This window comes from Micromonospora costi, from assembly GCF_003626655.1.
GTDB lineage: Bacteria > Actinomycetota > Actinomycetes > Mycobacteriales > Micromonosporaceae > Micromonospora > Micromonospora costi.
On the sequence record NZ_RBAN01000004.1, the window covers coordinates 19,256 to 43,033 of the forward strand.

Below are 23,778 nucleotides of genomic sequence, written 5' to 3' on the forward strand. Positions count from 1 at the left end.
GCGCGGTCACAGCCAGCCGTTCTCCCGCGCCGTCCGGATCGCCTCGGCCCGGTCGGCCGCGCCGAGCTTCTGCACGGCGGCGGCGAGGTAGTTGCGCACGGTCCCCGCGGAGAGGTGCGCCCGCCGGGCGATCACGGCGACGGGGGCACCCACCTCGGCCAGCCGCAGTGTCTCCAGCTCCCGCGGCGTCAACGGGCAGTCGGGAAGGGTCAGCGCGTCCGCGGCCAGCGCCGGGTCGACGTACCGGCCGCCGCCGTGGACGCGGCGGATCACGTCGGCGAGCGCGCCGCCGGGCGCGCCCTTGGGCAGGAAGCCGCGGGCGCCCGCGGTCAGCGCCTGGCGCAGGTGGGCGGGACGGCCGTGCCCGGTGAGCAGGACGACCGCGCACCCGGGCAGCGCCCGGGACAGCTCGGCGGCGACCTGGATACCGGTCAGCCCCGGCATCTCCAGGTCGACGACCGCCACGTCGGGCCGGTGCGCCCGCGCGGCCGTGACCGCCGACGGCCCGTCGGCCACCTCGGCCACGACCTCGATGTCGGGCTCCAGGCCGAGAAGGGCGGCCAGCGCGGCCCGGATCAGGTCCTCGTCGTCGGCGAGCAGGGTCCGGATCATGGGGCGACCGGCACGGTGGCTTCGAGGGTGAACACGTTCTCCTCCCGCCGGACGCGCAGCCGGCCGCCCGTCGTGGCGAGCCGGTCGGCCAGGCCACGCAGGCCGTTGCTCCGCCCGTCCGGCGCGCGGTCGGCGGCCCCGTCGTTGGTCACCGTCATCCGGGCCGTGTCGCCGTCGCGCACGATCTCGATCCGGCACCAGCCGGCCCGGCTGTGCCGCAGCACGTTCGTGCCCGCCTCGCGCAGCACCGCGGCCAGGTCACCGGCCGCGGCCGGCGGCAGGTCGGCCGCCGGAGGCACGACGGCGCACCGTATGCCGCAGGACCGCAGCACCCCGGCCACGGCGTCGAGCTGCTCGGCCAGGTCAACGGTCCGGTAGCCGTGCACGGTCTCCCGCACCTCGGTCAGGGCCGACGTGGCCAGCCGCTGCGCCTCGGCGGCCTCCCGGGCGGCCCGCTCCGCGTCCACCCCCGCGAGGCGGGCGGCCAGTTCCGCCTTCAGCGCGATCACCGTCAGGTCGTGGCCCAGTACGTCGTGCACGTCCCGCGCGAACCGGAGCCGCTCCTCGGCCGCGGCCAGCCGGGCCTGCGCCACCTGCCCCTCCCGCGCCTCGACGAGCAGGTCCCAGAACCAGATCTGGACCCAGTTCACGACGGCGACACCGGCACCGACGCCGCCGGTCACCAGGAGGAACCGCCACACCGGGCCACCCGTCCAGACGCCCACGGCCGCCGACACGGCGAGGGCCGCCGCGGCCACCACGGCCGCGACCGGCGGGCGTACGAGCAGCGGCGCCATGCCGAACAGCGCCGCGCCCAGCCAGGCCCAGGTCGGCCACGCTCCCGTGGCGACAGGCCCGACGAGCGGGACGCTCAGCACCGCCAGCACGGCCAGGCCGACCTCGGATCGGCGCCGCCACCGCTGCGCCAGCCAGGGCGTCACCGTCGCGTACAGCACGGCGGCCTGACCGGCGGCGAAGAGGACGGCGCCCGCCGCGCCGAGCACGGCGCGCGTCGGGTCGGGTTCCCGGGCCACACCGACCAGCGTCAGCAGGCTGGCCCACGTCCCGGTCGCGAGCGACAGCAGCGTGACCGTACGGGCGCGCCGCAGCCGCCGGTCCACCCGGGGTCCCGCCGCCTCCTGCGCCACGGACCCGATGGTAGGGCCACCGCCGCACGGTCCGGCCATGCGGAACGTCATGGCTGGACCGTGCACATCGCACGGACGACCGGTGACATTCCCCTCTGCCCCACCGGCCGCCCCCAGCGGCAGGGTCGAGGGCATGACGGAAACCCGGACCCACCAGCCGCCATCGACCGCCGTCCCGCACGCGCCCGGCGGCGTCACCCACCTGCTGCGGCACCTCGGCGAGATGGTCCTCGCCATGATCGCCGGGATGCTGCTGCTCGACCCGGTGTGGTCGCTCGTCGCCGGCCCGCTGGGACTCACCACCGCTCTCGACCGACCGGACGTGGCCGCCCTGGTCATGGCCACGAACATGACCGCCGGCATGACCGTCTGGATGCGGCACCGGCGGCACTCCGCGGGGGCCTGCGCCGAGATGGCGGCCGCCATGTACGTCCCGTTCCTGGTGCTGCTGATGCCGTACTGGGCGGGCCGGATCGCCGGGGACGCCGTGCTGCTCGGCGGTCACCTGCTGATGGTGCCGGCGATGGTGGCCGTCGTGCTACGCCGCCGGCACGACCCGCCCGTACCGGCGCCGCGACGCGGACCGCTGACCGCCGCGCTGGTCCGGCGCTGGCCGACCGGCCTGGCCCTGCTGATGACCGTCGACGCCTGGGTCTCGCCGAGCGTGCTCGGGCCGTGGACGCTGCTGGTGCTGCCCGTCGGGTACCTGGTCGTCGGTGCGTACCGCCGCCGGCTGCGCGGGCCGGGCGTGCTGGCCCGGCAGCTCGTCGGGCTGGCCGCGTGGTCGGCGCTGGCGCTCACCGCCGCGGCGGCCGGCGGGCGGGCCGCCGCCTGGCTGGTGGCGTTCGGCTGGCTCGGCCACGCGGTCTGGGACGCCGTGCACCACCGCCGGGACGAGGTCGTGCCCCGCGCGTATGCCGAATGGTGCGGCGTCCTCGACGCGGTCCTCGGCGTCACGATCATCCAGGCCCTCCTGGCCACCTGACCCCGCCGCCCGCGCCGCCGGTCCCATCTCGGTGATCAAGAGGTTCGCGTCAGAACCGGGCCGATCCGTGACGCGAACCTCTTGATCACCGAGGCGGTCAGCCCCCGGGCGGCCGGGAGTGGGGGTGGGTTGTGCAGGTCGGCGCGGCGCGCCGGAGGCGGTGATGAAAGGCTTGTCACATGAGTTCGGCACCCGCACAGACCCACCCCACCGACCCTGGCGACGAGGAGCCGACCGGCTTCGCGGAGCTGGGGCTCCGCGACGAGCTGCTGGGCGCGCTCGCCGCCCTCGGTTACGAGGAGCCCACGCCGATCCAGCGGGAGGCGATCCCACCGCTGCTCGCCGGTCAGGATCTGCTCGGCCAGGCGGCCACCGGCACCGGCAAGACCGCCGCCTTCGCCCTGCCGCTGCTGCAACGGATGCCCGCGCACCGCACGGCCGGCGATCCCGTCGCGCTCGTGCTGGTGCCGACCCGGGAACTCGCCGTGCAGGTCTCCGAGGCGTTCCACCGGTACGGCCGGGAGCTGGGCGTACGGGTGCTGCCGATCTACGGCGGGCAACCGATCGGCCGGCAGCTGCGCGCCCTCGACACCGGGGTCGACGTGGTGGTGGCCACGCCGGGGCGGGCCCTGGACCACATCGCCCGGGACACGCTGCGGTTGGGCGGGCTGGCCACCGTGGTGCTGGACGAGGCCGACGAGATGCTCGACATGGGGTTCGCCGAGGACATCGAGGCGATCCTGGAGCACACGCCGCAGGAGCGGCAGACCGTCCTGTTCTCGGCCACCATGCCGTCGCGCATCGACGGGATGGCCCGGCAGCACCTGAGCGACCCGGTGCGCATCCAGATCGAGCGGGAGCAGCCGGTCGCCGGGGAGGCCCCACGGGTACGGCAGAGCGCGTACCTGGTCGCCCGCGCGCACAAGCCGGCCGCCCTGGGCCGCGTGCTGGACGTCGAGTCGCCCACCGCGGCGATCGTGTTCTGCCGCAGCCGGGAGGAGGTCGACCGCCTCACCGAGACGATGAACGGCCGCGGCTACCGGGCCGAGGCGCTGCACGGTGGGATGAGCCAGGAGCAGCGCGACCGGGTGATGGGGCGGCTGCGGGCGGGCACGGCCGACCTGCTGGTCGCCACCGACGTGGCCGCGCGGGGCCTGGACGTCGAGCAGCTCACCCACGTCGTCAACTACGACGTGCCGTCGGCCCCCGAGTCGTACGTGCACCGGATCGGCCGGGTGGGCCGTGCCGGGCGCGAGGGCGTGGCCATCACCCTGGCCGAGCCCCGCGAGCACCGGATGCTCAAGACGATCGAGCGGGTCACCGGGCAGCGGATTGCCATCGACACCATCCCCACGGTGGCGGACCTGCGGACCCGGCGGCTGGAGCTCACGCAGGCCGCGCTGCGGGAGAGCCTCCTCGACGACGACCTGGAACCGTTCCGGGTGATCGTGGAGTCGCTGACCGACGAGTTCGACCTCATGGAGGTGGCCCTCGCGGCGGTGCGGCTCGCGCACGAGGCGACGTCGCCGGGCGCGGACGACGAGGAGGAGATCCCGCAGGTGCCGCTGCGGGGGACGCGGGAGGGCGCCCGGGGCGAGCGGCGCGCCGGCGGGCGACCCCGGCCGGGCGGCAGCGCACAGGTGTTCGTGGGGCTCGGCCGGCGCGCCGGGGTGCGCCCGCAGGACCTGGTGGGCGCCATCACCGGCGAGACCCGCATCGGGGGCCGGGACATCGGCTCGATCGAGATCGCCGACCGGTTCTCGCTGGTGGAGGTCCCGTACGACGTGGTCGACGAGGTGATCGCGGGCCTGCGCGCCACGACCATCAAGGGCCGCAAGGCGACCGTGCGCCGGGACCGGGACGGCGACGACCGGGACCGCCGGGAGCGGTCGTACGGTCCCGACCGGCGGGACCGGCGCGAGCGCGACGGCCGGGGCGACTACCGCGGCGAGCGGCGCGACCGGCGCGACGACCGGGATCGCCCCTGAACGGGTTCCCGACACGCGGACGGGCCCCCTGCCGGGATCGGCAGGGGGCCCGTCCGTCGTCCGTCAGGCCGCGGCGAGCGCCGGACCGTCCAGCGACTCCGCCTCGATGTCGGCCGGGCGCAGCGCCAGGGCGAGCACGTCGGCGACGTCGGCCAGGGTGTGGATGGTCAGCGCCTCGCGGACCTCGGTGGGCAGGTCGTCCAGGTCCGGCTCGTTGCGCTTCGGGATGATCACCTCGGTGAGGCCGGCCCGGTGGGCGGCGAGCAGCTTCTGCTTCACGCCGCCGATGGGCAGCACCCGCCCGGAGAGCGTCACCTCGCCGGTCATCCCGAACTCGGGCCGCACCGGCCGGCCGGTCACCAGGGAGGCCAGCGCGGTCACCATGGTGATGCCGGCGCTCGGGCCGTCCTTGGGCACCGCGCCCGCCGGGAAGTGGACGTGGATCCGCCGCCCGGCCAGGGCGTTCGGGTCGATGCCGAGGCGTCGCCCGTTGGACCGCAGGTACGACAGGGCGATGTGCGCGGACTCCTTCATGACGTCGCCGAGCTGACCGGTCAGGGTCAGCCCCGGCTCGCCCTCCATGCTGGTCGCCTCGATGAAGAGCACGTCGCCACCGGCGCCGGTCACCGCGAGGCCGGTCGCCACGCCCGGCACCGCCGTACGCTCCGCCGACTCCGGGGTGAACTTGGGCCGGCCCAGGTACCGGGCCAGGTTGTCGGTGTCCACCCGCACCGGCGTGGGATCGGACGCCAGGGCGACCGTCACCTTGCGCAGGATCTTCGCCAGCGCCCGCTCCAGCTGCCGGACGCCCGCCTCCCGGGTGTACTCCCCCGCGATCCGGGCCAGGGCCTCGTCGGACACGGTCACCTCGTCGGCGGTCAGCCCGGCCCGCTCCCGCTGCCGCGGCAGCAGGTGGTCCCGGGCGATGGCCACCTTCTCGTCCTCGGTGTAGCCGTCCAGGGTGACCAGCTCCATCCGGTCCAGCAGGGGGCCGGGGATGGCCTCCACCACGTTCGCGGTGGCCAGGAACAGCACGTCGGACAGGTCGAGGTCGACCTCCAGGTAGTGGTCCCGGAAGGTGTGGTTCTGCGCCGGGTCGAGCACCTCCAGCAGGGCGGCGGCCGGGTCGCCGGCGTAACCGGCGGCCAGCTTGTCCACCTCGTCGAGGAGCACGACCGGGTTCATCGAGCCGGCCTCGCGCAGGGCACGCACGATCCGGCCGGGCAGGGCGCCCACGTACGTGCGCCGGTGACCGCGGATCTCCGCCTCGTCCCGCACGCCGCCGAGGGAGACCCGGACGAAGGTACGGCCGAGGGCCCGAGCGACCGACTCGCCGAGGCTGGTCTTACCGACGCCGGGAGGACCGGCCAGGGCGAGCACCGCGCCGGAGCCGCGCCCGCCGACCACGCCGAGGTTGCGCTCGGCACGGCGGTTGCGCACCGCGAGGTACTCCAGGATGCGGTCCTTCACGTCGGTCAGGCCGGCGTGGTCGGCGTCGAGCACCGCGCGGGCCGCCGTCAGGTCGGTGTTGTCCTCGGTACGGGTGTTCCACGGCATTTCCAGGACGGTGTCCAGCCAGGTGCGGATCCAGCCCGCCTCCGGGGAGGCGTCGCTCGCCCGCTCGAGCTTGCCGACCTCGCGCAGCGCCGCCTCGCGCACCTTCTCGGGCAGGTCGGCGGCCTCGACGCGGGACCGGTAGTCGGCCGAGCCGTCCGGCTCGTCCTCGCCGAGCTCCTTGCGGATCGCGGCGAGCTGCTGGCGCAGCAGGAACTCCCGCTGGGACTTCTCGAGCCCCTCGCGGACGTCGTTGTTGATCTGCTCGGTGACCTCCTGCTCGGCCAGGTGCTCCTTGACCCAGCCGACGAGCAGTTCCAGCCGGGCGGTGACGTCCGGCGCGGCGAGCAGTTCGTTCTTCTGGTCCAGGTTCAGCCAGGGCGCGTACCCGGCGGAGTCGGCGAGTTCGGAGAGGTCGGTCATCCGCTCCATGGCGTCGATGACCTGCCAGGCGCCCCGCTGCTGGAGCACGGAGGTCGTCAGGGCGCGGTACTCGCGGGCGAGTTCACGCGCCCGGCCGGTGGGAGCGGGCTCGGACAGTTCGGTCGCCTCGACCCAGAGGGCGGCGCCCGGCCCGGGCACGCCGGAGCCGATGCGGGCGCGGGTGAGGCCGCGGATCACGGCGGCGGGCTCGCCGCTGGGCAGCCGGCCCACCTTCTCGATGGTGGCCACCGCGCCGACCGGCCCGTACTCGCCGTCGATGCGGGGCACGGCCAGCAGCTTGCGGTCGCCGGTCGCGCGGGCCGCGTCGACGGCGGCCTGGGTGGTCGGGTCGAGGGTCACCGGGATGACCATGCCGGGCAGCAGCACGGCATCGGTCAGGGGTAGAACCGGAAGAGTTGCCATCGAACACCTGCCATCGCGTTGAGTTGAGCGTGTCTGACTCAAGTAACAAAGCGTTCCCTTTCTTCCTGGGTGTGAGCCAGACCACTCGCGGCGCGAGGTCGGGGTGCCGGCAGCAGCAGCCGCCGCAGCAGCGGGCCACCCCCGGCGAGCACCACCGCGAGCGGGATCGCGAGGCAGGTGAGGGCCAGCGCGGCCACCGTCCAGCCGGGCAGCCCGGCGGTCACGGCGACGGCGGTCAGCGCGGCGCAGACGACGAGCTTGACCCGGGTACGGGCGATCGGGACCAGCGGATGCGACGACATGACGGCCTCCTCGTACGGGATCGGTCGGAGCGGGAGCAGGGGCACGCCGGGAGGCCGGGACCCTGGGCGCGTACGGATGCCACCGGACCGCCCGCCGTGGCGGGCGACCCGGTACGACGGCGTCAGGTGAGCTTGCTCTTGACCTTGCTGGCCACCGTGCCGGCCATGCCCGGGTTGGTGCCGTACAGGCGCGGGTCTCCCGGCGGCAGGACCGGCTCCGGCGCGTGCGTGCGCGGACTGTTGTCGTACCGGAACTCGCCCTTGCCGTCCGGGGCCGGCCCCGACGCCCAGCGACCCTCGGACGCGTCCGTGCCCGGGGAGAAGTCCAGGTAGGTGTAGCCGAACTGCTCGGTGAGGTCACCGGAGTCGGGGAAGGCGTCCGGGACGGGCATCTCCTCCAGGCCGTCCTCCTTGAGCTGCTCGATGGCGGCCAGCCACATGTTCTGGTGCATGGTGTCGCGGGCCAGGAGGAAGCGGAGCATCTGCTTGACGCCGGGGTCGTCGGTCATGTTGAACAGCCGGGCCACCTGCAGCCGGCCCTGCGCCTCGGCCGTCACGTTGAGGTGGAAGTCGGCCAGCAGGTTGCCGCTGGCGGTGATGAACGAGCCGTTCCAGGGGACCCCGGCGCTGTCCACCGGCAGGGCCCCGCCCCCGCCGTGGATGAAGTGCGCCGGATTGGAGCCGCCGTAGATCGCGCCGACCATCGGGTTGTCGTCAGCGGCCTCCTGCAACGACAGCGGCGCGTTCTCCAGGAGCCGGGTGATCATGGTGGCGATCATCTCGACGTGGCCCATCTCCTCGGTGCCGACGTCGAGGAAGAGGTCCTTGTACTTGCCCGGGAGCCGGCAGTTCCAGCCCTGGTAGAGGTACTGGTTGGCGACGGTCATCTCGCCCCACTTGCCGCCCAGGATCTCCTGGAGCCGGCGGGCGAACGCGGCGTCCGGACCGTCCGGCTTCGCCTCGAACTGCAGATCCTTCATATGCGTGAACACGTGTCCTCCTCGGTGCCGCGGAAGCTGGCACCGAGGACACTTCCCCCGTCGCTGGCCCGCCCGGGCCAACCGGCGTCCCCCACGGGTCAAGGCGCCGATCGCAGCGGCAGGCACACCTCGATCGCCACGCCGCGCGGGCGGAGCCGGTGCACGTGGAGGGCGCCATCGTCCACCGCGACGAGTTGGCGAACGATCCACAGCCCGAGGCCGGACATCCCGGCGGCCGGCACGGGCCGGCGCAGTGCGTCGAGTAGCCCCGCGTCCAGCCGCCCCTCGTCGGTCACCAGCAGGCTGAGGCCGGAGCGGCGCGCCGCCGCGTACAGCCCGACCTGGCCGTCCGCGGGCCCGTGCCGCAGCGCGTTCTCCACGAGGTTGACCAGCACCTGCCGGGTGCGTCCGGCGGGCACGGCGAACTCCGCGGCCCGCCGGGTGGCCCGGGTGCGGCGGCGGTGCGCGGGCACCAGGGTCGCGGCCTCCCGCAGGATCCCGGCCAGTGGCGCGGCCTCGTCCGGCGCCGCGGGCACCACCAGCGCGCCGGTGCCCGCGGTGGCTTGCCGGAGCAGCGCCTGCAGGTGTACGGCCTGGTCGCGGGCGAGCCGGGTGATGGCCCGCCGGTCGTCGCCGGTCAGCTCGCGCCGGTCGTCGGCGAGCGCGCCGGTGAGCGAGGTGAGGGCGCTGACGGGGGTACGGAACTCGTGGCAGAGCACGCGCAACAGCAGTTCCGGGTCCGTGGGTGCCGCCGCGCCGTCATGCCCCCGCTCCCGGCCGGTTCGCCGCAAACCCCGCAACAATCCCCGCAACCCGTGCCGTCCGTGCATCCGTCCTATCTCCCCTCGCACCGTACATATCCGCATGATCGGTACCCGTTCGGGAAGCCACCAGACATGCCCGGCACCCCCCCGATCCGCATCGTCGTCGTGGACGATCACCCCCTGTTCGTCCGCGGCCTGGAACTGCTCCTTCCCGCCATCACCGACAAGCGGGCAGAGGTGGTGGGTTCGACCGGCGACGCGGCGTCGGCCGCCTCGCTGGTCAGCCGGTGCCTGCCGGACCTGGCCCTGGTGGACCTGCGGATGCCGCCACCCGGCGGCATCCGCGCGGTGGCCGCCATCCGGCGTACGACGCCACGCGTGCGGGTCGTGGCCATGTCCGGCGGCGATGACCCCGCCCCGGCGCTGGAGGCGCTGCGCGCGGGCGCCGAGGGGTACCTGCCCAAGACCAGCGAGCCGGAGGAACTGCTGCCACCGCTGCTGGCCATCCTCGACGGCTGGGCCGTGCTGCCGTCGGGCCTGCTGCGCGGGCTGCTCCGCCCGGCACGCACCCCGTCGGTGGACCTGGACGCCGAGGAGCGCCGGTTGTTGCAGGTCATCGCGGCCGGGAAGAGCACTCTCGAGATCGCCGACCACCTGCACGTGTCGGAACGCACCGTGAAGCGGATGACCGCGGCGCTGCTGCGGAAACTGCGGGTCTCCACCCGCGCCGAGGCGGCCGCGCTCGCCGGGCACGCCGGCCTGCTCGGCGGGACGAACCCGAACGGAGCGTGACGGGAAGGCAACCGTCACCGGAGCCACGACCATCACGGAAACGGCGCTCGTCCGGCCCTATTGGGGCCCGGAAACGCGACCCGCCGAAATGGAACTGCCGTATTCTTGCGGTTTACGGGGATCGTGCGCCAAACTTTGGGCCACACCCCGCCCCAGACCAGGGAGTAATCGGCGATGGCCAGAAAAGTAATCACGGTGTTGACCGACGACCTCGATGGCGGAAAGGCCGACCGCACGGTCGAGTTCAGCCTCGACGGCGTCGCCTACACCATCGACGTCTCGGACGAGAATGCGGGTGTGCTGCGCAAGGCGCTCGACCCGTACATCAGCGCCGGCCGGCGTATCGGGCGTGGGCCCGTGGAAAGCGCCCGGGGTGCACGGCGTGCGACCCGGTCCGGGGGCTCGGGAATGGACCGGGAGCAGAACCGGGCCATCCGGGAATGGGCCGTCGAGAACGGCTTCAAGATTTCCGAGCGGGGCCGGATCCCGGTCGAGGTCGTCGAGGCGTACAAGAACCGCTGACGCGTACCCCCCGCCGCGCGTCGGCGTCACGGTCGGCCGGCCCGTACGGGCCGGCCGAACTCGTTTCCGGCTCGCGACGACGGCGGCCGGGCCGCCCGGAGCCGTCCGGACGACCCGGCCGCCGCCGGTACCACGTCAGTTCACCTGGATGCGCACCACGTCGAAGGCGGGCGTCTGGTTGGCCCGCTCCATCATCGGCAGGCGGTGCGAGCCGTCACCGGCCCAGACGGCGCACTGCGCGGTGCCGGACTCCGGCAGACCCGGGATCTGGATGGTCACCTCGTCCGGCTCGCGGCCGCCCCGCCCGTCCTCGGTGGCCACGAAGAAGGCGGGCACCTCCTGCGGCTCGGGCGGCGCGTCGAGGCTGTCCAGCATCCGGCAGGCGGTGTGGAAGTGGCCGCGTACCAGCCCCTCGCCGTTGAGCAGGGAACTCTCCACGTAGTAGCCACCCTGGGCGGCCGGCAGGAAGCGGTCCCGGACCAGGTTGCGGGTGCTGACCCGCAGCGTGAAGGGCTGGTTGGCGCCGATCTCGGTCGGGAAGTCGGTGATCAGCAGCGAGGGGTTGTTGGCCGCGGCGCCGACCTCACCGAAGGCGGTGCTCACGCAGCGGTTGCCGTTCTGGAAGCCGTCGTGGGCCTGGAGCTGACTCTCGTCGCAGTTGTTGGCGAGTACGTCCAGCCCGGTGCCGCCGCCGTTGTTGCCGCCGCCGGAGTTGCCACCGCCGTTGTTGCCGCCGCCGTTGTTGCCGCCGCCGTTGTTGCCGCCGCCGTTGTTCCCACCGCCGTTGTCGACCGGTGCCACCTGGCACTCGGCGAGCCGACCCAGGTTCTGCGGCCGCGGCCCGAACCGGTCGATAGCGGTCGTGATGCGGGCCAGCGTCGCACGGCGCTTGCTGGCCAACGGCCCGAGGATCGCGTCGCGGACGAACTGCTCTCCCCGGCTGCCCTCGGCCGCCAGCCGGCGGTCCGCCTCGGCGATCTGGTTCTGCAACTGGCTGAGGTTGCGCTCGACCTCGGCGCGCGCCCGGCGCGGCACGTCCGGGAGCTGACCCGCGACGTCCGGGCAGGCGATCGCGGAGCCCCCGGATCCGCTGCCACCGCCCGTCCCCTGCTGGCACTCCTGCATCGACTGCTGCCCGTCACCCCAGTGGTTACGTACCCATCCCCCGTCCTGCCAGGTGCGGGTGGTCGAGCCACGTCCGCCGGGAGCCGTCGCGCCGGGGCTGGGCTGCACACAGGCCCCCGCGGCCGGACGCGTGTTTCCAGAGCGCCGGTCCTCGGCCGACGAGATCTGGGTCACGGCGACGATTCCGCCGAAGACCACGAGCGTGCCGACCACGGCCAGCAGACGCTTGCTCCGCGAGTTACCGGACGACCGGCGCGCCCGTGTGGACCTGCGCATCGAATTGTTCTCCTTCGCGATCCGGTGGTGGATCCGTGCCCTCGGCGGACCGGCGGAATTGCACGCTCACGCCACGACTGGAGCAGCCGTGACGGACCGTGGCATGTCGATGACCGACGATGCATTTTCCGCGCCGTCTCCCGCCCCCGGTACCGCGGACGGGAAGATCCTGTCCATTCCCGCTGGAGTACGGAACGCCTACACCGAGGGTTCAACGCAGCGCCGGAAAAATGTTCGGGCCATCCGCGCGCCGAGACCCGTCGGCGGCTACCGCCCGGATCGGGCGGACGGTGTCGCGGCCCGGATCAGTCCGCGCAGAGATGGTCGAACGCGAAGCCGCCGGTCAACTCGTCGCGGCGGTCCCGCAGCGCGAGAATGGCGCCGCGCAAGGCATCACGGCTCACCAGTTCCGGTTCGGCACCGTCGAGACCACGCAGCCGCTCACCCACGGCGACCGCGGCCAGGTCCTCGGCCAACTGCGCGGGATCGATGCCGCAGGAGAACCGGCGCTCCCACACCGACACCCGCTCGACGAGGCAGGCGCCGGGGCGTACCTCGACCCAGCTCCACCCCTCCGCCGCGCCGCCGGTCCACCGCACGTGCAGGCCGCGCACGATGGGGTCGACGAGCCGCCGGGCGATGTACGCGTCGACCGCCGCCGCGCGGGCCAGCGCGCCCAGGTCGTTGACGTGACCGGTGCGCCCGTCGGGGAGCCGGCCGAGGATCTCGCGGAACCCGACCGGCGCGGGCACGTCGGGGTCGCCGGGCGCGGTCGCGGCGGCGTAGTCGCGGGCGTCGAGCACGTACTCCACGACGCGGCGACCGTGCTCCGCGGGCCGCAGCGTGGGCGACTCGATCCGCAGCACCGGGAGACCCGCCGCGGCGCTGACCGCGGTCTTCATCCGGTCCACGCGCTGCGCCGGCGACCCGGCCGCGGCCGCGGGACCGATCTCCACGGCGACCACGGGGAGACCGGACCCGGTACGGCGGACCACGAAGTCGTACCCCTCGCGGCTGGCGGTGTTCCACTGGTTCCCGGTGACGCCCGACGGTCGGCCCGGCAGGAGTTCGCCGAGCCGATGTGCCGCGTACACGTGGTGGTCGGCTCGTGTGAACAGCGGCGTCCGTCCGCCGGTCGCGGGCGATTGCCGCAACCGGGAGCCCTCGACACTGCCGGTGCTCGTCATCTGCCTGATCCATCCGCCGATCGGTCGACCGGCCCGAGTGTAGGTGCTGGATCATGACGGCCCCCCGCCGGTTCGCCCGTGCGGGAGCGAGCGGCGGGCGGGCCGCCGGCCGCGACGGCGAGGAGAAACGAAGATGTGACGTGGATCACAGCAGGGTGAGGTTCCGGCCCGCCGGGAGCGTGTATCCAGATCCGCGCCGGTCACGCACCGGCGGGGAGGTGCCATGTCACGACAACAGTTCGGCTTTCTCGCCGGCTTTCTGCTGGTCGCGGTCTGGGCGGCGGCCGGCCCCGGCGCCGCCGGGCTCGCGGTGCTCGCCGGCCTCGTCGGGTGGCTGGTCGTCCGGGTGCTCGACGGGGACGTGGCGGTCACCGGGCTCGGCGACCGCTCCGGTGCCGCCCGACGGCGGTGACCGGCGACCGGGGCGGCGCGCCCGAGGCGGACCGGGCCACGTTCGCGGCCGACCGGGGCGTCCCCGAGGCGGACCGGGCCGACCGTGCCACGCCCGTGGCCGGCCGGGGCATCCCGGAGGCGGGCCGGGCCGACCGTGCCACGCCCGTGGCCGGCCGGGGTGCGACCCGGATCGGCCCGGAGGTGGTGGCCCGGATCAGCGCCGAGGCGGCCCGGCAGGTGCCCGGCGTGCACGCGCTCGTGGCGGTGCCGGCCCGCCCGCACGGCGTGGCAGTCCGCCTCGACGACCGGGCGGCGGCCGTCGACGTCGACGTCGTCACCTGGTACGGCCACAACGTGCTGACGGTGGCCGACGCGATCCGGGAGGTGGTGATCGACCGGGTACGGGTGGCCACCGGGCTGGCCGTACGCGAGGTCACGGTCACGGTGGACGACGTGGTCGTCCCGGGCGTGGATGTGCCGCCGCCGGCGTGAGGGCCGCCCCTGCGATCGGGAGGTGAGATGCGTACCGCCAACCGGCTGGCCACCCTGCTGCTCGCCGCCGCGCTCCTCGCCGGCGGAGCGCTCCTCGCGGTCGAGGCGCTGCTGGCCGCGGCGGGCCGCCGCGCGCTGCTCGTCGACACCGCCGCCTGGTCGGCGGCGCTGGGGCGCACCCGGTGGGACGACCCGATCGTCCGTGCGGCCGCAGTGGCGGCCCTCCTGCTCGGCCTGGGCATCCTCGCCGCCGAGCTGCGGCGGTGGAGCCCGGCCCGGCTGGACGCCGGCGGCGGATGGCACCTGCACCGCCGTTCCGTGGAGCGCCGGCTGGCGGCCGCGGCCGGGTCGGTGCCGGGCGTAGGGCGGGCACGCGTGCGCGTCCGGCGCCGCGGCGCCGGCTGGCGGCCGCGGGTGGTGGCCACCGGGGATCCCGCGGCGTCCGCCGAGGTCGCGTTCGCCGTACGCCAGGAGTTGCACCGGCTGGCCGCGCCCTGCACGGGCCGCGTCGAGGTACGCCTGCTCCCCCGCCGGCGGGCGCCGTGACCAACGCCGCGCACCGCCTGCTCTGGACCGTCGTCGCGCTGCTGCTGGTCGCGCTCGGCGGCACCGTGCTGGCCGTGAACCTCGGCCGGCTGCCCGGCGGCGCCGGGGTGCTCCTCGACGCCGGGCTCCGGCGCCCGTTCCGGCTCGCCGCGCCCTGGGGCGCTCTCGCGCTGGCGGTCGTCGGCGTCCTCGCCGCCCTCGCCGGGCTCTGGCTGCTCCGCGCCGAGCTGGGCGCGGCCCGTGGACGCGGGTACGGCACCCTCGCTCACCCCGGCCGGCGGGGGCGGACCCGGCTGGCGGCGGGCGCCCTCGTCCGCGCGCTGGAGCGGGACCTGACCGGGGATCCCCGCATCCGCCGGGCCCACGTCGTGCTCACAGGCACGCCGCCGCGGCCCGACCTGTGGATCCGGGTGGAGGTGGCCGCGGGCACGCGTACGGCCGGGCTGCGTGAGCACGTGGACAGCGCCGTCCGCCGGTACGCCGACACGATGGGTTGCCGCCCCGCCCGCCTGGACGTGACCGCGCACGTGGACTCCGGGCCGTCCCGCTGACGGTCGGCGCGGCATGATCGGTGGTCGGCGGTGTCCCGGGCCGCGGTGGGGAGGTTCGACGTGCGGGTGGTCTCGCTGGTGCCGTCGCTGACCGAGGCGGTGGCGGTGACGCTGCCCGGCGTCCTGGTGGGCGCCACGGACTGGTGCACCCACCCGGCCGGCCTGGACGTGCCCCGGGTGGGCGGGAGCAAGTACCCCGACCTGGACCGGGTGCGTGCGCTGGATCCCGACCTCGTGCTGCTCAACGTCGAGGAGAACCGCCGCGAGGACGCCGACGCGCTGGCCGCCGCCGGCATCCCGGTACGCGTGACCTACCCGCGCACGGTCCCGGGGGCGCTCGCCGAACTCGCCGACCTGCTCACGGCGCTCGGTGCGGCGCGGGAACCCGCCTGGCTGGCCACCGCCCGCCGGGCCTGGGCCGATCCGCCCCGGCTCGCCCCGGCACGCCGGGCCGTGGTGCCGGTGTGGCGACGGCCCTGGGTGGTGCTCGGCGCCGACACGTTCGCCGGGGACGTGCTGCGCCGGCTCGGGGTGGAGAACGTCTACGCCCGGCACCCCGACCGCTACCCCCGCCCGGAACTCGCCGAGCTGCGGGGCCGGGACGCCGACCTCGTGGTGCTGCCCGACGAGCCGTACCGCTTCACGGCCACGGACGGCCCGGAGGCGTTCCCCGGCACGCCCTGCGCGCTCCTCTCCGGCCGGCATCTCACCTGGTACGGCCCGTCCCTGGCGGAGGCGCCCGCGCTGCTCGCCGCGCAGCTGGCCCGGCCGGTCACCGCGCCCGCCGAGCGGGCGCCCTGAGCGCCACCGGCGGCCGGGCGCGCGCCCGCAGTGCCACCCTGCGGCCCCGGTCTCGCCGAGCACACGCTCTGAGCGCCACCGGCGGCCCGGGCCCGCCGGCGCGGTGACGCCCCGCGTCACCTGCCGCGCCGGTGCCCCGCCCGGCCGGTCGCGCGGCTGCGCCGGCGTCGGGCGGCCAGCACGCTCCACCCGACCGACACCGACAGGCTCAGCACCACCACCGCGAAGGTGAGCCACAGCGGCAGCTTGCCCACCGGCGTCTCGGCCAGGATCAGCTTCAGGCCCGCGAAGGCGAGCAGGACGGCCAGCCCGTACCGCAGGTAGCCGAAGTGCCGCAGCAGGCCCGCGAGCAAGAAGTAGAGGCTGCGCAGGCCGAGCACGGCGAAGGCGTTGGCCGTCCACACCAGGAACGTGTTCGTGGTGATGGCGAGGATCGCGGCCACGGAGTCGATCGCGAAGACCACGTCGGTCGCCTCGATGGCGACCAGCGCGACCAGCAGCAGGGTCGCGTGGCGGCGGCCGGCGAGGCGTACGGTGAAACGGTCGTCGTGGTAACGCGGGTCCGTTGGCGCCACCCGGCGGAAGAGCCGGACCACGACATTGCGCTCCGGGTCCACGTCCGGTTCGCCGCGTACGGCGAGCCGCCAGCCGGTCCAGATCAGGAAGCCGCCCAGCACGGCGCCCGCCCAGGCCAGCCGGTCCAGCAGCTCGGCGCCGACGAGGATGAACACCAACCGGAACAGCAGCGCGCCGACCACGCCCCAGAACAGCACCTTGTGCTGGTAGCCGGCCGGCACCCGGAAGTAGCCGAAGAGCAGGGCGAAGACGAAGACGTTGTCCACCGACAGTGCCTTCTCCAGCAGGTAGCCGGAGAAGTACGCGATCGCCGGATCACCGCCGCGCCACCACCAGACGACCAGGCCGAAGAGGACGCCCGCGGCGATCCAGACGCCGCTCCACACCAGCGCCTCGCGCAGCTCGATGACGTGGCCGTCCCGGTGCGCGAGCACGTCCACGGCGAGCATCACGGCGATGACCAGCACCACCGCCGCCCAGGCCCACATCGGCACCGGGAACGTCGCCTCGCCCACCCGGCGCCCTCCGCATCCCACGTCCACCGGAGTGCTACTCCCGGCCGCTCGCCGCGTGACGACGGAACCGACGCAGGGTCGCCTCCGAGCGTAGGCGAGCGGCTGGTCCGGCGAGCCCGCTCCGGCGAGATCGGCCGTACCGGGGGCGACGCCTGCGGAGTGGCCGGGTGGGCGTGCCCGGGGCCGGTGCGCGGCGGCGGGTTGGCGTGTCCGGGGCGGCGCTGGCCCGGCGGCCGGGTGGGTCTTTCCGGGGCGGCGCGCGGTGGCCGGATGGCCGCGTCTCGAGGCGGCGCCGACGCGGCGGCCGGGTGGGGGTGGCCGGGCCGCCGCGCCGGCCGGGCGGGTCAGGCCACCGGGGTGACCGGACCCGCGTCGACCAGGCTGGTGTCGTCGGCGTCGAACGCGATGGTGTTCGACACCCGCACCACACCGCTGACCCGGGCCGCGAGCTGGCCCGCGAGGTCGGCGGCGGAACGCCGGTCCACGCGACCCGCCAGGGTGACCTCACCGGCACGGACCTGCACGGTGACCAGGCCGTCCCGGACGGCCAGGATCCGGTGGAGCACCTCCTGCACGACGTCCTCGCGGATCTCCGCGTCCGAGCGCAGGTGCACCCGCAGCAGGTCGCCGCGGGTCACGATGCCCACCAGCCGGCCGAGGTCGTCGAGCACCGGCAGCCGCTTGACCCGCTCGCGGTCGAACAGGCGGGCCGCCGCCGGCAGGGCCGTGTGGGCGTACGTGGTGACCGCCGGCGCGGTCATGAGGTCGCGGGCGAGCAGCCCGTCGGCCTTGCCCCGGGCGCCCCGACGCCGCCGGCCCTCGAAGATCCGCCGCTGCTCCGGCTCGCCGCTGTGCTCGATCTTGTGCAGCAGGTCCGCCTCGGAGACCACGCCGAGCACCCGCTGGAACCCGTCCACGACGGGGGCCCCGCTGACGCCGCGGCGGACCAACACGTCGACGATCTCGCGGTACGGGGTCTCCTCCCGCACCGTCGCCACGTCGCGGGTCATCACGTCGCCCACCTGCCATGTCCTCATCGCAGCCTCCTCACACCGCTGTCCATCTGCGACCGTACGGCCGGCGACCGGCGCCGGTCAGGGCCACGGGACCGGGTCGGACCCGGGACCAAGGTCCCGTCCAGGTGCGGCCCGGTCGGCCCTGCCGGCCCCACCCCGTCGAGGTGTCCACTGGAGACGCCACCGGGGAAGCGCGGTGCGGACGAGAAGGGACGTGGGGACGATGACCGCGACGACTGGGCGGACCACCGCCGGAACGACCGCTGCCCGGGCCGGGACCACCCGGGAGCGGGCGCTGCGCTACCTGTACGCCGGCCTTCGCCTGGCGCTGGGCTGGGTCTTCCTCTGGGCCTTCCTGGACAAGCTGTTCGGCCTCGGCCTGGCCACCGAGGAGAAGAACGCCTGGATCAACGGAGGAAGCCCGACGAAGGGGTTCCTCACCTTCGGCGCCGCCGGCCCGTTCGAGGGGTTCTACCACGGCATCGCCGGCGCGGCCTGGGCCGACTGGCTGTTCATGATCGGCCTGGCGGCGATCGGCACCGCCCTGCTGCTCGGCATCGGCGTCCGCGTCGCCGCGGTGGCCGGCGGGCTGCTGCTCCTGATGATGTGGACCGCCGTCCTGCCTCCGGAGACCAACCCGTTCATGGACGACCACCTCGTGTACGCCGGGGTCCTCGCGGTCCTCGCCCTGGCCAACGCCGGCGACACGCTCGGCCTCGGCCGGGTGTGGGCGACGCTCCCCGTCGTCCAACGGAATCCCTGGCTCCGCTGACCGGCTGTCATGGCCGTGCCCGAGCGCGGCCGCTGTACCCGCCGGCGGGTGTCACCTCGAAGGCGACGCCCGCCGGCGCCGTCGTCGGCCGTCCGCCTGCCGGCCGCCCTCGGTCGGCGGTCCCCGGTTGGACGGCTCCGTTGGTCGGCCTCGGGTTGGACGGCTCCGTTGGTCGGCCTCGGGTTTGCCGGCTCGGTTGGTCGGCCTCGGGTCGGCCGGGCTCCCGCACATCGGCCGTGTGCTATCCGGCAGGATCGTCGTTGACCGGACACATCACCGGATTACGGCAGGAGATTCCCGCATGAACCAGGCAGCAGGCGCCCGCTCGGGCAAGCCCGAGGTCGCTCCGATCGAGGGCGCACCGCCCGCCGACCTCGTGATCGAGGACATCGCCGTCGGCGAGGGGCCGGAGGCGCAGCCGGGCCAGCTGGCGACCGTGCACTACGTGGGCGTCGGTCACTCGTCCGGGCGGGAGTTCGACTCGTCCTGGAACCGGGGTGAGCCGTTCGAGTTCCCGCTGGGCGGCGGGCAGGTCATCGCCGGCTGGGATCAGGGCGTGGTCGGGATGCGGGTGGGCGGCCGGCGCCGCCTGGTCATCCCGCCGCACCTGGGGTACGGCGACCGGGGCGCCGCCGGCGTCATCCGGCCGGGCGAGACCCTGATCTTCGTGGTGGACCTGCTCGGCGTCCGCTGAGCCCACAGGCCGGCCGGACCCAGCGGTCCGACGCCGGCACGCGGCCCGTCCGCCGGCCGCACCCGCGCCACCCGAGATCGCCGGCGTGGCGGCGTCCGGCCCCACCGGGCGCGCCACGCCGGCGCCGGTGCGCTCTCCGCCTCGCCCCTCGCTCCCCAGCCCGCGCCAGCCCCTGCCCAGTCCTGTCCCGCCCCCGACCCGGGCCTGTCCCGCCCCCGGCCCGCGCCCGTCCCGCCTCCGGCCCGTCGATCATGCAGTTGTGGTGGGGGGCGAAAGGGGCGAATACCTGCGCTCCGGGCACCACAAGTGCATGATCCACGGGGCGATCGGCGTGGGCAGGAGACCGGGGTGGCGGCGTCCGGCACGACTCGGCGCCGCCACACCAGCGCTGCCGTCCTCCCCAAACCCCGCGCCGGTCCCGTGCCCCGGCTCGTCGATCATGCACTTGTGGTGGGGGGCGAAAGGCGTGAACACCCGCACTCCGGGCACCACAAGTGCATGATCCACGGGGCGACGAGCGCGGGGCAGCACGGACCGGCGCGGCGGGGAGAAGCCGAGCGGGGCGGCCAAGAACCGAGCGCGGCAGGCACGAGCCGAGCGGGGCGAGCAAGAGCCGGGCGCGGCAGGCAAGAGCAGAGCAGCCCGGACGCAGAGCGGCCCGGACGAGAGCCGACGCCGCAGCAAGAAGCCGAGGCCGAGCCGGAGGCGTGTTCTCAGGCGGCCAGTAGCGCCGGGGCCGGTGACACCGGGGGCACGTACGGGTCGGACGCCGGCGCGGTCGCCACCGGACGGGCCGGGGCCTGCGGCCGCGAGACCTCCGCCCGGGAACGAACCGCACTCGGCACCTGCGCGTCGGTCGATCCGGCCGACCGGACGACGGGGACGACCCGGTGCAGCCCGGTGACCCGCAGCACCCGCGCCACCACCGGATCCGGGTCGACCAGCACCAGTTCCCCGCCCTGCGCGCGCAGGCGCAGGTGCGCGGCGGCGAGCGCGCGGACCCCGGCGGCGGAGAGCAGCCGGACGCCGGACAGGTCGAGCCGAAGCACCGGCCGTGCGGGGGCGGCCCAGAGCGCCGACCGCAGCGCGCCCACGGTGGCGATGTCGATCTCGCCCACCGCGCGCACGTCGATGCCGTGCTCACCCACGGCCACCTGCACGTGGAACCGGTCGCTGCGCTGTCCCATGTTGACGAATCTAGCCCTGACCACCGACAGTTTCGTCCGTCCCGAGACGTGATTCCGGGTACGCCCAGGGTCGTACCCCGAGAGGCCCCCGATCCCCCTCGGGGAGGGGCCCCGGGGCTGCCGGGGCCGGGCCGTCGGGGGTCCGCGCCGCACCCGCGGCCACCGGCCCGCCGTCCACCCGATCCGGGTATCGGCGGGTGACAATGGACGGATGGTCGTGCCCCGCCCCCGGCCGCCCCGGCTCATCCGGCCGGTCCGCGAGCCGGCCACCACCCCGCCCCCGCTGACCGGCCCGTGGGCCCCGACCGACCGGCGGCTCGACGCGGTCGAGCTATTGCCGCTGCCCGACGGCGCCACGGGCCCCGAGGACGTGGTCGTCGACCCGACCGGCCGGGTGATCAGCGGTGACGAGAACGGGCGGCTGTGGTGGTGGCCCGCCGACGCGCCGCCGGGGACCCGTCCTCGCCTCCTGGCGGAGACGGGCGGCCGGCCGCTCGGCATCGAGGTCGACCCGGCCGGCGGCGGCCTGGTGGTGTGTGACGCGTACCGGGGGCTCCTGCGGGTCACGCCGGACGGCTCGGTGCACGAGCTGACGGGCACCGCCCCGCCGGTGCACCTGGCCAACAACGCGGCCGTGGCCCGCGACGGCACCATCTACTTCACCGACTCGTCGGACCGGTTCCCCGTCTCGCACTGGAAGCGGGACCTGCTGGAGCACCGGCCCAACGGCCGGGTGCTCGCGTACCGGCCGGGCGCCCGGCGCGCCGAGGTCGTCGCCGACGGGCTGTACTTCCCCAACGGGGTGGCGTTGACCCCGGACGAGTCCGCGCTGATGCTGGTGGAGACGACGACGCACCGGCTGCTCCGCGTCGACCTGCCGCAGGGCACGGTCCGCGTCCTGGCCGACCTTCCGGCGTACCCGGACAATCTGTCCGCCGTGGGCGACGGCACGTACTGGATCGCCCTGCCCAGCCCCCGCGTGCCGGTCGCCGAGCGGCTGCTGCCGCACCCGCGGCTGCGGCAGCTCGCCGCGCTGCTGCCCGACGCGATGCAACCGCAGCCCCGCCGGTACGGCCTGGTCGCGCTGGTCGACGGCGACGGCACGGTCCGCCGGACGCTGCACGGCCCGCGCGGTGACTACTGGATGATCACCGGCGTACGCCAGCACGGCGACCAGCTCTGGCTGGGAAGCCTGCTGGCCCAAGCCATAGCCCGAACCCCAGTCTGACCCACCCCTCGAACCCCGTCCCGCGCGATCCCCGCCCCTCCTCCCCCGCGATCTTGCACTTTCGGCCCCTGGTTCGTCCCGTTCCAGGCGGAATGCCGGGGCACAAACTGCAAGATCGCGGGGAGCAGGGGCCGGGGCGCGGGGAGAAAGGGGCCGGCCCGCGGAGTGGGCGGGCCGGCCCCGGTCTCGTGCTGCGGGGCTCGGGTCAGCCACCCGTGACGGACGGCTGCGGGGCCGGCGAGCCACCGGCGACCGCGCCCGGGTGCCCCTGGTGGGCCGGCGCCGGGCCCAGCCCGGCCGGCACCGGGAGGGCACTGCCCTTGACGTACTGGTCCCAGCTGACGTTCCAGGCGGTCCAGCCGTTGCCCTCGTCGAGCTGCACCTCGGTGCCCTTCACGGTCACCAGGTCACCGACCTGCGTCACGCCCATCAGCCAGTCCGCCGCCGAGGCGGAGACGTTGGTGCAGCCGTGGGAGGTGTTGGTGTTGCCCTGCTCGCCCTCGGACCACGGCGCGCCGTGGATGAACTCGCCGCCCCAGGTGAGCCGCTGCGCGTCCTCGACGTCCACCACGTACGGGTCGGCCGAACCGGTCGTGTCGAACGTGGTGTTCTGGTACTTCTCCATGATCACCATCTTGCCGCTGGAGGTTGGCGTGCTCGGCTTGCCGAGGCTCACCGGGATCTTGCGCAGCAGCTTGCCGTCCCGCAGCACCGACATCTGCTTGGTCGCGTTGTCGATCTCCAGCGACACCTGCTTGCCGATCTTCGAGGTGGCCTTCCGGTCGGCGTCGCCGACCAGGTTTTTGCCGATCGGCAGTCCCTCCAGGCCCGCCCGGACACTGATCGTGGTACCGGGCTTCCAGAAGTCGGGCGCCCGGTAATAGACCTGGCTACCGTCGCTCACCCAGGACCAGACCCCTGGCTGCGGCGGGTCCGTCTTCACGAACAACCGGCGCTGGACATCCGCCCTGGCGTCTTTCGGAATGGGCGGGTCGAATGCCACGGTCACCGGCATGGCGGTGCCATACGTCTGATTACCGGCGAAATAGAGTGTGCTGGTGGTCGCCGGTTTGGTCGATTTCGGCGCCGTGGTGAAGGTGGTCTTGCGAGTGGTCGACTTTCCGGAGTCGCCCGTCGCCGTCACCTCTGCGGTGTAGGTCCGCTTCGGCGCCAAGGAGGTGCTCGGCACCCAGCCCGACCCGTCCTCGCGGGGCTCGGCCTTGATCTCCTTGCCCTTGTCGTCGACGATCCGCACGGACGTGACCCGGCCACCGTTCACCTGGGTGCCCACCTCGGCACTGATCGGTACGTTCTTCGTCTGATCGCCTGGCGTCACGGTCAGCTCCGGCGCCGCCGCCCGCTTACCGCCGTGACCGCCGCCGGAGTCCGAGTCGGCGGTGCAGCCGACCAGGACCAGTGGCGCGACCGCGACAGTCACCCCCAACAGCGTCAAACGTCGCGTCAACTTCATGATGCGTCCCCCCGTTTTCCGCTTCCCTGCGCCCCATTCTCTACAGCCCCCTTCGGATGCCCACGCAATTCACGAATAAATCCCGTCGCAATTTTCGATCGCATTTTGCCGGCCTGCGTCGAAAGGCGTCCGTTGAGGCTCCGCGACCGGTGTCGGGCGGCGCCTGCCGGTCCGGGGGTCCGGGTGTCGGACGCGACGCGACCGTCCCGTCCGCGCCTGCCCGCGTCGGGCGGCCCGATTCGACCCGACCGCCCGGAGCGGGCGGGACGAGGGTCAGCGCCAGGATCCGGCCACTTTTGTCGGCGGCAGCGAAAGTTTCGCTCCACGCGCCGAACCTTTGCCATCACCCGTCGGCAAGGGTACGGTGACGTGCCAGATAGAAAGTTGCCCATCGGTCGATCCGTTGCCCGCCCTGCCACCAGTGGCGCGCCCCGCCCCTGGGCCCGTGCCACACC

At 74.6% G+C, this 23,778-nt stretch carries 23 protein-coding genes and 1 pseudogene; 12 read left to right on the forward strand and 12 right to left on the reverse strand.

Features of this window, described 5'->3' with window-relative positions; translation table 11 throughout:
* Window positions 1-6 precede the first annotated feature (6 nt).
* Window positions 7-612: a response regulator transcription factor gene (locus D7193_RS21935; RefSeq protein WP_120781450.1), complete on the reverse strand. Its 606-nt coding sequence runs from the start codon at window positions 610-612 to the stop codon at window positions 7-9.
* Entirely contained in the window at window positions 609-1,760 is a 1,152-nt protein-coding gene (locus D7193_RS21940; protein ID WP_241563287.1) for a sensor histidine kinase, read from the reverse strand. Before D7193_RS21940 ends, D7193_RS21935 begins: the two co-directional genes overlap by 4 nt.
* Window positions 1,761-1,893: 133 nt before the next feature.
* Between D7193_RS21940 and D7193_RS21945 the strand changes: the two genes are divergently transcribed.
* Window positions 1,894-2,745, forward strand: a complete 852-nt coding sequence (locus tag D7193_RS21945; RefSeq protein ID WP_241563288.1) for a hypothetical protein — start codon at window positions 1,894-1,896, stop codon at window positions 2,743-2,745.
* 179 nt (window positions 2,746-2,924) lie between these two features.
* Window positions 2,925-4,634 (forward strand): annotated as a pseudogene (locus tag D7193_RS21950) (DEAD/DEAH box helicase); the annotation flags it as partial.
* A gap of 162 nt (window positions 4,635-4,796) precedes the next feature.
* Here the strand turns inward: D7193_RS21950 and lon are convergent.
* The 4 genes from lon to D7193_RS21970 form a co-directional block, all read right to left on the reverse strand.
* Window positions 4,797-7,133 (reverse strand): endopeptidase La, encoded by a 2,337-nt coding sequence (lon, locus tag D7193_RS21955; RefSeq protein WP_120781452.1) that lies wholly within the window; start codon window positions 7,131-7,133, stop codon window positions 4,797-4,799.
* Window positions 7,134-7,171: 38 nt separating this feature from the next.
* Window positions 7,172-7,435, reverse strand: a complete 264-nt coding sequence (locus tag D7193_RS21960; protein WP_147434428.1) for a hypothetical protein — start codon at window positions 7,433-7,435, stop codon at window positions 7,172-7,174.
* 122 nt (window positions 7,436-7,557) lie between these two features.
* Window positions 7,558-8,427 carry a manganese catalase gene (locus D7193_RS21965; RefSeq protein WP_120781454.1) on the reverse strand — a complete coding sequence of 290 codons (870 nt, stop codon included), beginning with the start codon at window positions 8,425-8,427 and terminating at the stop codon, window positions 7,558-7,560.
* 86 nt (window positions 8,428-8,513) lie between these two features.
* Window positions 8,514-9,206: a sensor histidine kinase gene (locus D7193_RS21970; RefSeq protein WP_147434429.1), complete on the reverse strand. Its 693-nt coding sequence runs from the start codon at window positions 9,204-9,206 to the stop codon at window positions 8,514-8,516.
* Window positions 9,207-9,311: 105 nt separating this feature from the next.
* On the opposite strand from D7193_RS21970, the gene D7193_RS21975 reads away from it, so the two are divergent.
* On the forward strand, window positions 9,312-9,971 hold the full coding sequence (locus D7193_RS21975) for a response regulator transcription factor (protein ID WP_120781456.1): 660 nt from the start codon (window positions 9,312-9,314) through the stop codon (window positions 9,969-9,971).
* Between the two features lie 174 nt (window positions 9,972-10,145).
* Window positions 10,146-10,493: a histone-like nucleoid-structuring protein Lsr2 gene (locus D7193_RS21980; protein ID WP_120781457.1), complete on the forward strand. Its 348-nt coding sequence runs from the start codon at window positions 10,146-10,148 to the stop codon at window positions 10,491-10,493.
* Between the two features lie 135 nt (window positions 10,494-10,628).
* Here the strand turns inward: D7193_RS21980 and D7193_RS33870 are convergent, their stop codons facing one another.
* Both D7193_RS33870 and D7193_RS21990 read right to left on the reverse strand, forming a co-directional pair.
* On the reverse strand, window positions 10,629-11,894 hold the full coding sequence (locus D7193_RS33870) for a hypothetical protein (protein WP_187356264.1): 1,266 nt from the start codon (window positions 11,892-11,894) through the stop codon (window positions 10,629-10,631).
* A gap of 305 nt (window positions 11,895-12,199) precedes the next feature.
* Entirely contained in the window at window positions 12,200-13,081 is an 882-nt protein-coding gene (locus tag D7193_RS21990; protein ID WP_120781458.1) for a DUF2726 domain-containing protein, read from the reverse strand.
* 223 nt (window positions 13,082-13,304) lie between these two features.
* Between D7193_RS21990 and D7193_RS33510 the strand changes: the two genes are divergently transcribed.
* Genes D7193_RS33510 through D7193_RS22010 form a run of 5 tightly spaced genes read left to right on the forward strand, consistent with a single transcriptional unit; the run spans window position 13,305 to window position 15,864 of the window.
* Window positions 13,305-13,493 carry a hypothetical protein gene (locus D7193_RS33510; RefSeq protein ID WP_158674834.1) on the forward strand — a complete coding sequence of 63 codons (189 nt, stop codon included), beginning with the start codon at window positions 13,305-13,307 and terminating at the stop codon, window positions 13,491-13,493.
* Complete coding sequence (locus tag D7193_RS21995) at window positions 13,490-13,966, forward strand: Asp23/Gls24 family envelope stress response protein (protein ID WP_158674835.1); 477 nt, start codon at window positions 13,490-13,492, stop codon at window positions 13,964-13,966. The genes D7193_RS33510 and D7193_RS21995 overlap by 4 nt, the downstream gene beginning before the upstream one ends.
* A gap of 27 nt (window positions 13,967-13,993) precedes the next feature.
* Window positions 13,994-14,512 carry a hypothetical protein gene (locus D7193_RS22000; protein WP_120781460.1) on the forward strand — a complete coding sequence of 173 codons (519 nt, stop codon included), beginning with the start codon at window positions 13,994-13,996 and terminating at the stop codon, window positions 14,510-14,512.
* On the forward strand, window positions 14,509-15,063 hold the full coding sequence (locus D7193_RS22005) for a hypothetical protein (RefSeq protein WP_120781461.1): 555 nt from the start codon (window positions 14,509-14,511) through the stop codon (window positions 15,061-15,063). The genes D7193_RS22000 and D7193_RS22005 overlap by 4 nt, the downstream gene beginning before the upstream one ends.
* 60 nt (window positions 15,064-15,123) lie before the next feature.
* On the forward strand, window positions 15,124-15,864 hold the full coding sequence (locus tag D7193_RS22010; RefSeq protein ID WP_120782131.1) for a helical backbone metal receptor: 741 nt from the start codon (window positions 15,124-15,126) through the stop codon (window positions 15,862-15,864).
* A gap of 116 nt (window positions 15,865-15,980) precedes the next feature.
* Here D7193_RS22010 and D7193_RS22015 read toward each other — a convergent pair whose 3' ends face one another.
* Window positions 15,981-16,928: a TerC/Alx family metal homeostasis membrane protein gene (locus tag D7193_RS22015; protein WP_206611977.1), complete on the reverse strand. Its 948-nt coding sequence runs from the start codon at window positions 16,926-16,928 to the stop codon at window positions 15,981-15,983.
* A gap of 371 nt (window positions 16,929-17,299) precedes the next feature.
* Window positions 17,300-17,992 (reverse strand): CBS domain-containing protein, encoded by a 693-nt coding sequence (locus D7193_RS22020; protein WP_120781463.1) that lies wholly within the window; start codon window positions 17,990-17,992, stop codon window positions 17,300-17,302.
* Window positions 17,993-18,185: 193 nt separating this feature from the next.
* On the opposite strand from D7193_RS22020, the gene D7193_RS22025 reads away from it, so the two are divergent.
* Both D7193_RS22025 and D7193_RS22030 read left to right on the forward strand, forming a co-directional pair.
* On the forward strand, window positions 18,186-18,743 hold the full coding sequence (locus tag D7193_RS22025) for a DoxX family membrane protein (protein WP_120781464.1): 558 nt from the start codon (window positions 18,186-18,188) through the stop codon (window positions 18,741-18,743).
* A gap of 301 nt (window positions 18,744-19,044) precedes the next feature.
* Entirely contained in the window at window positions 19,045-19,437 is a 393-nt protein-coding gene (locus D7193_RS22030) for an FKBP-type peptidyl-prolyl cis-trans isomerase (RefSeq protein ID WP_120781465.1), read from the forward strand.
* Window positions 19,438-20,150: 713 nt separating this feature from the next.
* Here the strand turns inward: D7193_RS22030 and D7193_RS22035 are convergent.
* Window positions 20,151-20,624, reverse strand: a complete 474-nt coding sequence (locus D7193_RS22035; RefSeq protein ID WP_120781466.1) for an STAS domain-containing protein — start codon at window positions 20,622-20,624, stop codon at window positions 20,151-20,153.
* 211 nt (window positions 20,625-20,835) lie between these two features.
* On the opposite strand from D7193_RS22035, the gene D7193_RS22040 reads away from it, so the two are divergent.
* Window positions 20,836-21,852, forward strand: coding sequence for an SMP-30/gluconolactonase/LRE family protein (locus D7193_RS22040; protein WP_120781467.1), 1,017 nt, complete (start codon window positions 20,836-20,838; stop codon window positions 21,850-21,852).
* Between the two features lie 205 nt (window positions 21,853-22,057).
* Here the strand turns inward: D7193_RS22040 and D7193_RS22045 are convergent, their stop codons facing one another.
* Window positions 22,058-23,323: a L,D-transpeptidase gene (locus D7193_RS22045; protein ID WP_120781468.1), complete on the reverse strand. Its 1,266-nt coding sequence runs from the start codon at window positions 23,321-23,323 to the stop codon at window positions 22,058-22,060.
* Between the last annotated feature and the right edge of the window lie 455 nt (window positions 23,324-23,778).

What these genes read in the sequence shown, in the direction of transcription:
- D7193_RS33870 (WP_187356264.1), bottom strand. Translation starts at nt 11,894, where the DNA reads ATGCGCAGGTCCACACGGGCGCGCCGGTCGTCCGGTAACTCGCGGAGC.
- D7193_RS21980 (WP_120781457.1), top strand. Translation starts at nt 10,146, where the DNA reads ATGGCCAGAAAAGTAATCACGGTGTTGACCGACGACCTCGATGGCGGA.
- D7193_RS21990 (WP_120781458.1), bottom strand. Translation starts at nt 13,081, where the DNA reads ATGACGAGCACCGGCAGTGTCGAGGGCTCCCGGTTGCGGCAATCGCCC.
- D7193_RS21960 (WP_147434428.1), bottom strand. Translation starts at nt 7,435, where the DNA reads ATGTCGTCGCATCCGCTGGTCCCGATCGCCCGTACCCGGGTCAAGCTC.
- D7193_RS22015 (WP_206611977.1), bottom strand. Translation starts at nt 16,928, where the DNA reads ATGTGGGCCTGGGCGGCGGTGGTGCTGGTCATCGCCGTGATGCTCGCC.
- D7193_RS21935 (WP_120781450.1), bottom strand. Translation starts at nt 612, where the DNA reads ATGATCCGGACCCTGCTCGCCGACGACGAGGACCTGATCCGGGCCGCG.
- D7193_RS22035 (WP_120781466.1), bottom strand. Translation starts at nt 20,624, where the DNA reads ATGGGACAGCGCAGCGACCGGTTCCACGTGCAGGTGGCCGTGGGTGAG.
- lon (WP_120781452.1), bottom strand. Translation starts at nt 7,133, where the DNA reads ATGGCAACTCTTCCGGTTCTACCCCTGACCGATGCCGTGCTGCTGCCC.
- D7193_RS21945 (WP_241563288.1), top strand. Translation starts at nt 1,894, where the DNA reads ATGACGGAAACCCGGACCCACCAGCCGCCATCGACCGCCGTCCCGCAC.
- D7193_RS22030 (WP_120781465.1), top strand. Translation starts at nt 19,045, where the DNA reads ATGAACCAGGCAGCAGGCGCCCGCTCGGGCAAGCCCGAGGTCGCTCCG.
- D7193_RS22045 (WP_120781468.1), bottom strand. Translation starts at nt 23,323, where the DNA reads ATGAAGTTGACGCGACGTTTGACGCTGTTGGGGGTGACTGTCGCGGTC.
- D7193_RS33510 (WP_158674834.1), top strand. Translation starts at nt 13,305, where the DNA reads ATGTCACGACAACAGTTCGGCTTTCTCGCCGGCTTTCTGCTGGTCGCG.
- D7193_RS22000 (WP_120781460.1), top strand. Translation starts at nt 13,994, where the DNA reads ATGCGTACCGCCAACCGGCTGGCCACCCTGCTGCTCGCCGCCGCGCTC.
- D7193_RS22020 (WP_120781463.1), bottom strand. Translation starts at nt 17,992, where the DNA reads ATGAGGACATGGCAGGTGGGCGACGTGATGACCCGCGACGTGGCGACG.
- D7193_RS21975 (WP_120781456.1), top strand. Translation starts at nt 9,312, where the DNA reads ATGCCCGGCACCCCCCCGATCCGCATCGTCGTCGTGGACGATCACCCC.
- D7193_RS22040 (WP_120781467.1), top strand. Translation starts at nt 20,836, where the DNA reads ATGGTCGTGCCCCGCCCCCGGCCGCCCCGGCTCATCCGGCCGGTCCGC.